This is a genomic window from Actinoplanes sp. NPDC049598 (assembly GCF_040675435.1).
Lineage (GTDB): Bacteria > Actinomycetota > Actinomycetes > Mycobacteriales > Micromonosporaceae > Actinoplanes.
Window position 1 is genome coordinate 15,544 of record NZ_JBFAOX010000028.1, and the last position, 12,499, is coordinate 28,042.

General features: G+C 71.2%; 9 protein-coding genes. 6 read left to right on the plus strand and 3 right to left on the minus strand.

Translation table 11 applies throughout. The features are described 5' to 3' along the window. Position 1: 1 nt before the first annotated feature. Both AB0J66_RS40720 and AB0J66_RS40725 read right to left on the minus strand, forming a co-directional pair. Complete coding sequence (locus AB0J66_RS40720) at positions 2–931, minus strand: sugar ABC transporter permease (RefSeq protein WP_364672641.1); 930 nt, start codon at positions 929–931, stop codon at positions 2–4. Continuing rightward, on the minus strand, positions 928–2,262 hold the full coding sequence (locus AB0J66_RS40725; protein ID WP_364672643.1) for an extracellular solute-binding protein: 1,335 nt from the start codon (positions 2,260–2,262) through the stop codon (positions 928–930). Before AB0J66_RS40725 ends, AB0J66_RS40720 begins: the two co-directional genes overlap by 4 nt. Before the next feature lie 274 nt (positions 2,263–2,536). On the opposite strand from AB0J66_RS40725, the gene AB0J66_RS40730 reads away from it, so the two are divergent. Continuing rightward, a complete protein-coding gene (locus AB0J66_RS40730) occupies positions 2,537–4,870 on the plus strand; it encodes a glycoside hydrolase family 3 N-terminal domain-containing protein (RefSeq protein WP_364672645.1) in 2,334 nt (777 codons plus the stop codon). 162 nt (positions 4,871–5,032) lie between these two features. Here AB0J66_RS40730 and AB0J66_RS40735 read toward each other — a convergent pair whose 3' ends face one another. Continuing rightward, positions 5,033–7,861 carry a LuxR family transcriptional regulator gene (locus AB0J66_RS40735; RefSeq protein WP_364672647.1) on the minus strand — a complete coding sequence of 943 codons (2,829 nt, stop codon included), beginning with the start codon at positions 7,859–7,861 and terminating at the stop codon, positions 5,033–5,035. A 169-nt stretch (positions 7,862–8,030) separates the two neighbouring features. Here AB0J66_RS40735 and AB0J66_RS40740 point away from each other — a divergent pair, with 169 nt between their 5' ends. From AB0J66_RS40740 to AB0J66_RS40760, 5 genes are all read left to right on the plus strand, one after another. Then, on the plus strand, positions 8,031–8,894 hold the full coding sequence (locus tag AB0J66_RS40740; RefSeq protein ID WP_364672649.1) for an alpha/beta hydrolase: 864 nt from the start codon (positions 8,031–8,033) through the stop codon (positions 8,892–8,894). Between the two features lie 119 nt (positions 8,895–9,013). Further along, positions 9,014–9,571: a hypothetical protein gene (locus tag AB0J66_RS40745; RefSeq protein ID WP_364672650.1), complete on the plus strand. Its 558-nt coding sequence runs from the start codon at positions 9,014–9,016 to the stop codon at positions 9,569–9,571. A gap of 369 nt (positions 9,572–9,940) precedes the next feature. Next, a complete protein-coding gene (locus AB0J66_RS40750; RefSeq protein WP_364672780.1) occupies positions 9,941–10,945 on the plus strand; it encodes a LacI family DNA-binding transcriptional regulator in 1,005 nt (334 codons plus the stop codon). Continuing rightward, positions 10,942–11,388, plus strand: coding sequence for a hypothetical protein (locus AB0J66_RS40755; RefSeq protein WP_364672652.1), 447 nt, complete (start codon positions 10,942–10,944; stop codon positions 11,386–11,388). Before AB0J66_RS40750 ends, AB0J66_RS40755 begins: the two co-directional genes overlap by 4 nt. 51 nt (positions 11,389–11,439) lie before the next feature. Beyond that, positions 11,440–12,432: a LacI family DNA-binding transcriptional regulator gene (locus AB0J66_RS40760; protein ID WP_364672782.1), complete on the plus strand. Its 993-nt coding sequence runs from the start codon at positions 11,440–11,442 to the stop codon at positions 12,430–12,432. Positions 12,433–12,499 lie beyond the last annotated feature (67 nt).

Here is a 12,499-nt window from a genome sequence, read left to right on the forward strand (position 1 = left end):
CTCAGACTCCTTCCAGCTGGCTCTCGTCGGCCCGGCCGCCGAGTCGCCGGAACAGCAGCGACAGGATGAGTCCGACGAGGACCAGGATGACGGCGATGGCGCTGGCCGGGCCCATCAGGTTGGCCTGGAAGCCCTTCTGGTACATCTGCAGCGCGAGGGTCCGGGTCGAGTCGCCGGGGCCGCCGCCGGTGAGTAGGTAGATCAGGTCGAAGAAGAGCAGCGAGCCGACCACCATCAGCGTCGACGATGTGATGATCGTGTACTTCAGCTGGGGCAGCGTGATCGAGAAGAACTGCCGCATCCGACCGGCGCCGTCGATCTGGGACGCCTCGTACAACGATGTGGGGATCTGCCGCACCGCGCCTTGGTAGATCAGCGTGTGGAACGGGATGAACTGCCAGGACACGATGAAGATCAGGGTGGCCATGGCGAGCGTCGCGTTGCCCAGCCAGTCCTGGTTCAGTGACTCGATGCCGAGGCCGGCGCCGAGGCCGAAGTTCGGGTCGAGCAGCGCCTTGAACGTGATGGCGATGGCGGCCGAGCTCAGCAGCAGCGGGATGAAGTACAGCACCGCGAGCAGCTCACGGTAGCGCTTGCTGGTGGCCAGGAAGGTGCCGAGCAGAATCGACATCGGCGTCTGCACCAGCCACGACAACGCCATGATCAGGAAGGTGATCCACAGCGCGTGGGGCAGGCCGGGGTCGGAGAGCGCGGCCTTCCAGCTGGTCAAGCCGGTGACCTCGATGTCGCCGATGCCGTTCCAGGTGGTGAAGCTCAGGAACATCACCCCGAACAGCGGGATGATGCCGAAGAGCGTGAACCACACGAACGCGGGCAGCGCCATCCAGGTGACGGAGCTGGAGCCGCTCCGCCCGCCGCTGGACTTGTTGCTGCCCTTCGTCCGTACGACGGGCGGAGCGATCGTGGTCACTTGCCGATGACTCCGTTCATGGCGTCCACCCACTGCTGCGGGGTGACCTGCAGCTGGAACAGCTTCGCGATGTTGTCCAGCAGCGTCTCGGCGGCGGTCGGGCTCAGCGCCTGGTCCCAGGACTGGGCGAAGACCTTGGCGTTGGAGGCGATGGTGGACATGTCCTTGAGGAACGCCGCGTCGTCTCCGGTGAACAGGCTATCGCTGTTCTTCAGAACCGGCACGCCGCCGGACTTGACCCAGCCGGCCTTCTCGTCGTCGTCGACCAGCGTGGTCGAGAAGAACTTCTTGGCGATGTCCTTGGCCTCGGTGGAGGCCTTCGACGAGATCGAGAGGTACTGACCGGGGTTGCCGACCGTGTTGCTCGGGTCGCCCTTGCCACCCTCGACGGTCGGGAAGTTCATCCAGCCCAGGCCGCCGTCCTTGACGAAGTTGCCGCCGTCGGCCTTCTGGATGCCGTACGACCAGGAGCCGTGCAGCATCATGGCGGCCTTGCCGGTGTAGAGCAGGGCCTGGTCGGCGTTCGAGTCGGCCGTGGTCGACGAGAAGCCCTTCTGGAAGCCGTTCGCCTTCACCAGATCCTGGATCTTGGTGAGCATGTCCAGCACGGCCGGGTCGGACCAGGCGCCCTTCTCGCCGGCGAAGACCCGGTCGAAGACCTCGGAGCCGGCCGTGCGGTCGAGCAGGAACTCGAGCCACATCATGTTCGTCCAGCGTGACTGTCCACCGAGGGAGAACGGAGCGATCTTCTTCTCGTTGAACTTCGGCACCAGGGCCATGATCTCGCCCCACGTCTTCGGGGGCTGGACGCCGACGCGCTCGAAGACCTTCTTGTTGTAGAACAGCACGATCGGCTGCACGGTCTCGATCGGCAGCGCGTAGATCTTCTTGTCGACCGTGGCCGCGCCGAACGACGACGGCAGGATCTTGTCCTTGACCGCGGCGTTCTGGTCGAGCCACGAGGTCAGGTCCTCGACCTGGTTGGACTTGACGTACTCCTTGAGGCCGCCACCGCCCCAGCCCCAGATCATCGTCGGGCCCTGGTCGGCGCCGAGAGCCGTCTTGATCTTCTGCTTGTACGCGTCGTTCTGGAAGAACGTGGGGGTGATCTTGGTGTCCGGGTTGGCCTTGTTGAACCGGTCGATCGCCGCCTGGCGGATCGGCTCGCCGGGCTCGCCGCTCAACGACCAGTAACTCGCCGCGCCGCCGCTGCCACCACCGCTGTTGGAACCGCCGCTCTTGTCCTCCGGGCCGGAGCTGCCACAAGCCGCCAGAGCGGCAGCACCAGCAGTACCCGCGGCCAGGCCGAGGAAGTTACGCCTATTGATCACGCTGATCTCCGTATTAGTGTTTTGCCGCTCGGATTGGGTGGTCGTCCGCGTCACAGAGACTGCAACTTTCGTACAACGACCGCAAGTTAACGTGAGGTTTCGTTAACGTAGGGTTTCGTGGTGATCATGTCAAGGGTCTTGCCGTGGTCGCGCTCCCACAGCAAGAGTGGACGCCGTCTCCGCCCGTTTCGACAGGGCATCCTAAGATCACCCAGCGCCGAAAGTTCGCGCTGTGAAAACACTGAAAGTTTCGGAACCTCTGAGGAGTCGCGCCGTGACCGTAGAACATCGATGGCAGGATCCGGCGCTCGAAGTCGCTGACCGCGTTGACGCCCTGATGGCCGCCATGACCATCGAAGAGAAGGTCGGACAGCTGGGCAGCCGCTGGGTCGGCAACGACATGCAGGAGGAGGAGCAGACCGACCCCGAGGAGACCCTCAACGTCGCTCCGATGCAGGACGTCTTCGCCGCATCCGGCACCATCTCCCTCGAAGAGGCCAGCCGACGGGGCCTCGGCCACCTGACCCGGGTGTACGGCAGCAAGCCGCTCACGCCGGCCGAGGGCGCCGCCGAATTGATCCGTCAGCAGCAGATCGTCCTCGCCAACTCGCGGCTCGGCATCCCCGCCCTGGTCCACGAGGAGTGCCTGACCGGCTTCACCGCCTTCGGCGCAACGGTCTATCCCGCCGCCATCGCCTGGGGCGCTACCTTCGACCCGGAGCTGGTCGAGCGGATGGCGGCCGCCATCGGCCGCGACATGGCCGCCGTCGGCGTGCACCAGGGCCTGTCCCCGGTGCTCGACGTCGTGCGTGACTACCGGTGGGGCCGGGTCGAGGAGACCATCGGCGAGGACCCGTACCTGGTGGCGCTGCTCGGCGCGGGCTACGTGCGCGGCCTGGAGAGCGCCGGGGTGATCGCCACGCTCAAGCACTTCGCGGGCTACTCGGCCTCGCGCGGCGCCCGCAACCACGGCCCGGTGTCGATGGGGCGGCGCGAGCTGCTCGACATCATCCTGCCGACCTTCGAGACGGCGATCCGCGAGGGCGGGGCGCGCTCGGTGATGAACTCCTACTCCGACATCGACGGGGTGCCCGCCGGGGCCGACCCGTGGCTGCTCACCACGGTGCTGCGGGACCAGTGGGGCTTCACCGGCACGGTCGTCTCCGATTACTGGGCGGTGCCGTTCCTGGCCTCGACCCACCATGTCGCGGCCGACGAGACCGAGGCCGGCGTGCAGGCGCTGACCGCCGGCATCGACGTGGAGCTGCCGGACACGCTGGGCTTCTCGGCCGCTCTGATCTCCCAGGTGCCGGAGTCGCTCATCGACCGGGCGGTCCGCCGGCTGCTCACCCAGAAGGTCTCTCTCGGGCTGCTCGACCCCGATTGGACCCCCGAGTCGTCGGTGGCCGCCGCCGGAGACGTCCGACTCGACTCGTCCGGCAACCGCTCGCTGGCCCGCGAGATGGCCGAGAAGTCGATCATTCTGCTCGACCCGGGAACGGCGCTGCCGCTGCCGGCCTCGAGCCGGATCGCCGTGGTCGGGCCGGCGGCGGACGACCCGCGCACCTTCATGGGCTGCTACGCCTTCCCGAACCACGTGCTGCCGCGCTACCCCGAGATCGGCCTGGGCATCGAAGTGCCGACCGCCGTCGAAGCGCTTCGGTCGGAGTTCTCGGACATTTCGTACGCCCGCGGCTGCGACGTGAACACCGGCGACCGCTCCGGTTTCGCGGCGGCGGTGGCCGCGGCCCGCGACGCCGACGTGGTCGTGGCGATGGTCGGCGACCTGGCCGGGCTGTTCGGGCACGGCACCTCGGGCGAGGGCTGCGACGCCGACGACCTGCGCCTACCGGGCGTGCAGGCCGACCTGGTCGAGGAGCTGCTGGCCACGGGCACGCCGGTGGTCGTGGTGGTGGTCAGCGGCCGGCCGTACGCGCTGGGCGACATCGCCGGCCGCACGGCCGGGCTCGTGCAGGCCTTCATGCCGGGCGAGGAGGGCGCCTCGGCCATCGCCGGCGTGCTCTCGGGGCGGGTCCAGCCGGGCGCGAAGCTGCCGGTGCAGATCCCCCGCACCACGGGCGGGCAGCCCGGCACCTACCTGCAGCCGTCGCTCGGCGCCGAGAACACCGGGGTCAGCAACCTCGACCCGACCCCGCTGTTCGCGTTCGGGCACGGCCGCTCGTACACCACGTTCGAGGTCGACGACCTGCGCGTCTCCGCCTCCTCGCTGCCGACCGACGGCGAGTTCACGGTGACCGCGCGGGTCCGCAACACCGGCGAGCGGGCCGGCGACGAGGTCGTCCAGCTCTACGTACACGACGTGATCGGGCAGGTCACGCGCCCGGTGAAACAGCTGACCGGCTTCGCCCGGGTGCCGCTGGAGCCCGGCGAGGCCAAGGACGTCGAGTTCACGGTGCACACCGACCGGCTCGCCTACACGGGCCGCGACCTCAGCACGATGATCGTCGACCCGGGCGAGGTCGAGATCCTGGTCGGCACCTCGGCCGCCGACCTGCCGTGCCGCGCCACGATCACCCTGACCGGCCCGGTCCGCGAGGTCGGCCGGGGCCGCCGGCTCATCACCCCGGTCGAGGTCCGTAAGGCCTGATTAGACGCACGTCGATCCGCCCGTTCCGAAAGTTCGGGCGGGTCGGCGTCGAAAACTCTCGGCCGGTTCCCGGGACCTTCCGGTCCGAAACTCTGCCCTTGAGCCCTCTGCTCCGTTTCCCTTTTGTTGTACGGCCTTCCACATCGTGGGCTTAACGGCGTTTCAGCCGGCGGTCAGCAGGTGGGCCAGTTCAGTTCTCGACCGCACACCGAGACGAGCGAACACGTTGCGCAGGTGATGGTCGATCGTGCGGGGGCTCAGGTGCAGCTGCCTAGCCACCTCCCGGTTCGTGGCGCCCTCGGCGACCAGGCCGGCGATGCGTTCCTGTTGCGCCGTCAGGGGCGTACGCCCCACCGGGCCGGCCTTGGCCCCCGCCGCCCGCAGCTCCCGCATCGCCTGCTCGGCCCAGGGCCGCGCGTCCAGCCGGTGGAAGGTGTCGGCGGCCCGGCGCAGATGATCGCGGGCCTCGGCCGGCCGCCGCCGGCGCCGCAGATGACGGCCGTAGAGCAGCCCGGTGTGGGCCAGCGCGAACCCCGGATCGTCGTCGCGCCCGTGCCACCCGAGCGCCTCCCGGAAGTGATCCTCGGCGGCGTCGGGATCGAGCGCCGTGAGCGCCCGGCAGCGCGCCCGCAACGCGAGCCAGCCATGCTGCCCGGTCCGCCCGGCCCACTGGTCGAAAACACCGATCGCCGCGGGTTCCTCCCCGGCTGTCCCGGATGCCTGTGGCCCGCCTTTCTCCCAGCCGTTCTCCCCGCCCCTACCCCAGCCGTTCTCCCCGCCCCTTCTCCGGCCGTTCTCCCCGCCTCGATTCAGGTGCGCCGCGGCCTCCACCAGGTGCGGGGTGACGGCGACGCGCAGGACCAGGGAGCCGCCCCCGGCGACGATGCCGGCCAGCCGCTCGGCCGCCGCCGCCGGTTGATTGCCGGCCAGGTCGAGCAGGGCCTCGGCCCAGACGCCCAGGGCCCGCACCTCGGGCTCGGCGTGCCGCACGGCGCCGACCCGCTCGAGGGCCGACTCCCGGTCACCGACGAACGCGGCCAGCAACGCCAGCAGGGCCAGATGAGCGTCGGCCAGATCGGGACGGCCGGCCCCGCGGGCGACCGCCACCCCGTCGAGCGCCGAGGCGGTCGCATGGTCGTACCGCCCGGCGGCCAGGTCGGCGAAGGCGGCCACCTCGAGCGCCGCCGGCACCAGAGCCGACGCACCGTTCTCCCGCGCCAGCCCGGCGGCCTTCCGGGCCAGCCGGGCCGCGCGCTTGTCCTGCCCCAGCAGGATGCCCGTGTTGGCCGCCCGGATCAGCGCGGCCGGGTCGGCGGTCCGCTCCGCCAGCCGCAGCACCTCCCGGAGGCGGATGAATGCCGCGTCCTCGGCCCCCGTCATCAGGTCGGCCACGCCGGCGACCTGATGCACGGCCATGGCCCGTCCACCCATCCGCCCGTCCGCGAATCGGGCCGTCGCCCGCCGGGCCAGTTCCGGGTAGCGCCCCGGCTCCCCCGTCCGGCTACACGCCTCCCCGGCCAGCAGCAGGGCGTCGAGAGCCCCGTCCGGGTCGGCCGGCATCAGCTCGGCCGCCACGTCGAGCAGCACGTCCCGCGCCTCGGCCGGCGCCGCCCGCAGGTTGATCTCGGCCAGCACGCCCCGGGCCCGCGCCCGCACACCGGCGCTGCCCCGCAGCTTGCCGGCCCGCCGCACCAGCAGCCCCGCCTCATGCGTACGCCCGGCCGCCATCAGCGACCGCGCCGCCGCCAGCAACGCCGCCGAGGCCCCGCGCGGGGTGGCGCTCAGCTCGGCCGCCCGCCGCTGCGCGATCGCGGCCTCCCGCGGCGCCGCTTGCTCCGCCTCCATCATCAACTCCCGCGCGAGCTCCTCGTCCGGCCCGGCCGCCATCGCCGCCAGATGCAGCAGCGCACCGAGTTGCCGCCCAGCCGACCCCAGCACCCCGGCCAGCGCCAGATGCGCCGCATGCCGCCGGCCGACCGTCTCCTCGGCGAGGATCACCGACCGGACCACCTCCGGCGTGAACCGCACCCCCTCCTCCCCCACGACGACCAGCTCAGCCCGCTCGGCCGGCTCGAGATCCGACAGCGACGCCCCGGCGCCGGCCACTTTCAGCAGTTCCGCCGGGCGGACCGTGGAGTCGGTCGCGGCCAGCAGAAGTAGTGTGCGAGTGGACGGCGGCAACGCCGGCAGCACAGCCCGCAGGCGCAGCCGGAGCCGGCTGTCCGGCGGCAACGTGCCGGGAAGAGCCGCATAGCCCCGCCGCTGCTCCGGCGTCAGCGTGGTGGCGAGGTCGGTCAGGGCCGCCGGGTTGGCCCCGGCGATCTCCAGCAGCCCGGTCGCGACGTCGTCGGTGATGTCCGGCGCCCACCGGCGCAGCAGCTCACGGCACGCCTCCTCATCCAGCGGGCGCAATTGCCGCAGCGGCAACCCGGTGAGAGCAGCGTCATGGGTGACCGAGGCCAGGACTGCGACCGGCGCCCCACCAAGGCGGCGGGCCACCAGCCGGATCACCTGACGGGTCGGCTGATCCAGCCGGTCGGCGTCGTCGAGCAGGCAGAGCATCGCCCGGCCGCGCGCCGCCCGCCGCAGCAGCGCCACCACCGCCAGGCACAACGTCAGCGGCCCGCCCCCGGGCTCACGCCCGCCCGCCACCGCGAGCAGCGGTTCCCGCCACTCCGCCGGCAGCTCCCGCACCGTCCCGTCGAGGGACTCGACCAGTCGCTGAAGCCCGCCGTAGGCGATGCCGGACTCGTCCCCATGCCCCGGAACGGACACGACGGTCCACATCAGGCCTCTCGCGGCCGGTGGTTGATCGAGCACGGATCTCCGGGCGGCCTCGAGCATCGTCGTGCGGCCCTCGCCCGGGCCGGCCGTCAGGACCAGGGCGCCGCCGCGCCCGGCCGCCGCTTCTGTGAGCAGGTCGGTGATCGCCGCCAGGTCGGCGTCACGGCCACAAGGGACAACTTCATGCACTACCGGTGCATTAAGCATGCGGCGAGTCTGTCGATCCGCCCGGCCCCGGGGAAGCCCTTTTCGGTTGATGAAATTTCGCGCTCGTTAACGCCCGGTTGCCGACACTGGTGATTTCGCCGATGCGCAATGGCCCGGGAGCGGCAAAAACTGACCGCCATCAATCTCCTACCCCCGAGGAGCGTGTCAGGTGCAGCACCTTCGCAAGGTCTTCGCCGCGGCGGTCGCCGCCGTGGCGCTGTCCGTCACGGTCGGCGTCGCGCCGGCCCGGGCCGCCGACAATCCGTACGAGCGCGGCCCGGCCCCGACGCAGGCCGCGCTGGACGCCAGCCGAGGTCCGTACAGCGTCTCCACCCAGAACGTCTCGTCGCTCGTCACCGGCTTCGGCGGCGGCGTCATCTACTACCCGACCACGACCAGCGACGGCACGTTCGGCGCCGTCGCCATCTCGCCCGGCTTCACCGCCACCTGGTCCAGCCTGTCCTGGCTCGGCCCGCGCATCGCGTCGCACGGCTTCGTGGTGATCGGCATCGAGACCAACACCCTGCTCGACCAGCCCGCCCAGCGCGGCGACCAGCTGCTGGCCGCGCTGGACTACCTGACCCGGCAGAGCTCGGTACGCACCCGCGTCGACGCCTCGCGGCTCGCCGTGGCCGGCCACTCCATGGGCGGTGGCGGCACCCTCGAGGCCGCCCGCGACCGTCCGTCGCTGCAGGCCGCGATCCCGCTCGCTCCGTGGAACCTCACGAAGTCGTGGTCGGGCAACCGTGTCCCGACGCTGATCGTCGGCGGCGAGTCCGACACGGTCGCCCCGGTCGGCACGCACTCGGAGTTGTTCTACAGCAGCCTCAACTCCGGCTCGGAGAAGGCGTACCTGGAGCTCAACAACGCCAGCCACTTCTTCCCGCAGTCGGTCAACACCCCGACCGCCCGCCTCGCCGTGTCCTGGCTGAAGCGCTTCGTCGACAACGACACCCGCTACGACCAGTTCATCTGTCCCGGCCCGAGCGGCCTGTCCATCGAGGAGTACCGGAGCACCTGCCCGCTCTCCTGACCGAGTCCCGACTCCCACAGCGGACGGCCGGCGGCGACCCCGCCGGCCGTCCGCCCTTACGGGGAAGGGCCGGGTTCTCACCGATTCCGGGACGGCCGCCCGATTTTTACGCTCCGTGCATGAGATTGATGGCTGTCGTCGCACCCCTGTTGATGCTCTTCTACGGCCTGGCCCGGTGGGTGGACGGCTGGGACGGCGACCGCGGCAACGGCCCGGCCTGGGACCTCGGTCATTCCGCCTTCTTCGTGGCGATGGTTCTCTTCGCCGTCCTGGCCATCCAGATGCGCCGGCTCCTGGTGGTGAAGCGACGTGCTACCGCAGTGGCCGCTTCCGTCGCCACCGTCGGGGTGGTCTTCGGCGTGGGCTGCTTCCTCTGGGTGATCACCGGCGATCTCTTCGACAGCTTCCAGGAGAGCGCGCCGCTGCCCGGCGCCCTGGAGACCACCGGCCCGGCGCTGTTCGGCCTCGGCATGGTCGTGCTGATGGCGTTGCTCGCCGGCGTGCGCGTTCTGCCCTGGTGGAGCCCGGCGCTGTTCCTGATCGGCTTCCTCGCGATCCCGGTCGACCTGGATCTGTTGCCGTTCGCCTCGGCCGCGATCCTGATCGCCTTCGTCCCGCTGGCCCAACCCTCCCGCCTCGTCCGGCGGCCCGCGCCGGCCGACGTGCAGAAGCGCTGAGAGCGTTCACACGCCTCGCACCCCGGCGTGACAGGACAGGACGGCGGCCGACGGTGTGGTGAAACACCTTCGATATACGCAGGACACGATCCGGCACGTGTGCGAGCCCTGTCAAGGCTCGGGTTTTTCCAAGTCATGATGCATGGTCATTAATGTCACGAACAGATAACGGGCGTGTAATGAGCCCTTGACAGCGCGTACACCCACCACGCATGTTTGCGTTCACATTTCGCGGCGTGGTGGGTGACCTTCATCTATGCGCGACCGCTGGCCGGGTCCCACCTACCCGCGGAGGACGTTCTCGCATGAAGGCACAACCGTGGTGATCTCGCGGGCCGGCACGGACGGCGCATGACCCGCCGCCCCGTGATGTCCGATGTGGCGGCAAAGGCCGGGGTGTCCCACCAGACGGTCTCGCGCGTGCTCAACGGACATCCGCACGTCTCCCCCACAACCCGGACCCGGGTGCTGGCCGCCATCGCGGAGCTCGGGTACCGCCGCAACCTCTCGGCCCGGGTGCTGGCCACCGGCCGGTCCAACGTGGTCGGCGTGGTCGCGCAGAACACGACGCTGTACGGACCGTCCAGCATGGTGCAGGCCATAGGGGAGGCGGCGCTCGGCGCCGATCTCTCCCTCACCGTCGGGCATGTGGCCGGCTACGACGCGACCGCGGCCTCGCGCCGGATCGTGGAGCGGCTGGTCCAGCAGGGCGCGGCCGGCCTGGTCTTCATCGCCCCGGTCGACGCGGCCGCCGAGGCCATGCGCCTCGTCCCGCCCGGCATCCCGATCGTGACCGTCGACGGCCTGCCCGAGTGGAACGTCACGAACGTCTCCGTCGACCAGTACGCGGGCGGCCGGCTCGCCACCGAGCACCTGCTCAAGCACGGCCACCGTACGGTCTGGCACGTCGCCGGCCCGGAGCAGTGGCACGGCAGCCGGGCCCGGGAGGCGGGCTGGCGCGCCGCGCTGGCCGAGGCCGGCGCCCAGGCCCCGCCGATGTTGCGCGCCGGATGGACGGCCGCCTCGGGTTACCAGTGCGGCCGCATGCTGGCCCGCATCCCCGACTGCACGGCCGTCTTCGCCGCGAACGACCACGTCGCGCTCGGCGTGATGCGGGCGCTGGCCGAGCACGGCCGGAGGGTGCCCGAGGACGTCAGCCTGGTCGGATTCGACGACGTGCCCGAGGCCGCGTACTTCCATCCGGCCCTGACCACGGTCCGCCAGGAGTTCGCCGACGTGGGCCGCCAGGCGCTGCGCCTGCTGCTCGACCAGCTCGTCTCCGGCTCCCGCTCGGCGGCGTCGGCGCTCGTCGAGCCGGCCCTGGTCGACCGGGACACGGTGGCTCAGCCCGCGACGACCGGGAGCAGAGCATGACCGTCGACCACACGGCCGCCGGGGAGATCTGGTTCCTGACCGGCAGCCAGGACCACTACGGCGGCGACGCGCTGGCCGAGGTGGCTGCCCAGTCGCAGCAGGTGGTGGCCGAGCTCGACAGCTCCGACACCGTGCCGCTGCCGATCGTGTGGCGCCCCGTGCTCACCGACGCCGACGGGATCCGGGCCACGATGGTCGCCGCGAACACCGACGACCGCTGCGCCGGCGTGATCGCGTGGATGCACCGGTTCTCCCCCGCCAAGATGTGGATCAGCGGGCTGGCCACGCTGCGCAAGCCGCTGCTGCGCCTGCGCACCCCGGCCGATCTGCCCCGGCCCTGGACCACCGCGGCTGCCCTGCCGGCCCGGCCGCAACGATCCGCGACGTCGCCCGTGGCCAATGACCACGGCGCGGCGTATCAGCTGCTCGCGGGAGGGCTGTGATGAGGCGATATCCTGCCCCGGGTGAGCGTGAAGCGCGGACGGCCGCCGGGCATGATGGACGTGGCCCGGCTGGCGGGGGTGTCCCATCAGACGGTCTCACGGGTGCTCAACGAGCACCGGAACGTGAGCGAGCAGACCCGCCTCAAGGTGCAGGCCGCGATCGCCGAGTTGGGCTACCGGCCCGACCGGGCCGCGCGCGCCCTGGTCACCGGCACCTCGAAGGTGATCGGCGTGGTCACCCAGAACACGGCGCTGTACGGCCCCGCGATGATGCTGACCGCGTTCGAGGAGGCCGCCCTGGCGACCGGATTCGCGGTCAACGTGGGTAGCGTCCGCAACCTCGACGAGCGCTCCATCGCCGACGCCGTCGAGCGCCATCTCGACCAACGGGTGGCCGGTCTCGTGGTGATCGCCCCGGTGGCCAGCGCCGGCCCGGCTCTGGCCCAGCTCCCCGAGGACGTGCCGCTGGTCACCATCGACGGCGATCCGGAGCGCACCAGCACCCTGGTCACGGTCGACCAGGTGGCCGGCGCCCGGGCGGCCACCGAGCACCTGCTCGAGGCCGGCCACGACACGGTCTGGCACATCTCCGGCCCGTCCGACTGGTTCGACGCGGCCGGTCGCGTCCGCGGCTGGGAGTCGGCGCTGCGCGACGCCGGCCGGGAGATCCCGCCGCTGCTCACCGGCGACTGGGGCGCGGCCTCCGGCTACCGCAACGGCCAGCTGCTCGCCCGTCTGCCCGAGGCGACCGCGGTCTTCACCGCCAACGACCACATCGCGCTCGGCCTGCTGCGCGCGCTCAACGAGCACGGGCGCCGCGTGCCCGAGGACGTGAGCATCGTCGGCTTCGACGACGTGCCCGAGGCCGAGTACTTCACCCCGCCGCTGACCACCGTCCGGCCCGACTTCGACGCCGCGGCGACGGCGACCCTGGAGCTGCTGCTCGCCCAGATCGAGCAGGAGGCCACCGCCGACGCCGCGCGGCGGACCATCGCCCCCTCCCTGGTCGTCCGCGGGAGCGTGGCGCCCCCGTCGACGGCCTGACGCGCCCAGATCACCCGCCGGGACCATCAGGGGAGTGATGGTTCCGGCGGGCCCGCGTACCCTCTTT

What these genes read in the sequence shown, in the direction of transcription:
- AB0J66_RS40735 (WP_364672647.1), bottom strand. Translation starts at nt 7,861, where the DNA reads ATGCTTAATGCACCGGTAGTGCATGAAGTTGTCCCTTGTGGCCGTGAC.
- AB0J66_RS40745 (WP_364672650.1), top strand. Translation starts at nt 9,014, where the DNA reads ATGAGATTGATGGCTGTCGTCGCACCCCTGTTGATGCTCTTCTACGGC.
- AB0J66_RS40750 (WP_364672780.1), top strand. Translation starts at nt 9,941, where the DNA reads ATGTCCGATGTGGCGGCAAAGGCCGGGGTGTCCCACCAGACGGTCTCG.
- AB0J66_RS40755 (WP_364672652.1), top strand. Translation starts at nt 10,942, where the DNA reads ATGACCGTCGACCACACGGCCGCCGGGGAGATCTGGTTCCTGACCGGC.
- AB0J66_RS40760 (WP_364672782.1), top strand. Translation starts at nt 11,440, where the DNA reads ATGATGGACGTGGCCCGGCTGGCGGGGGTGTCCCATCAGACGGTCTCA.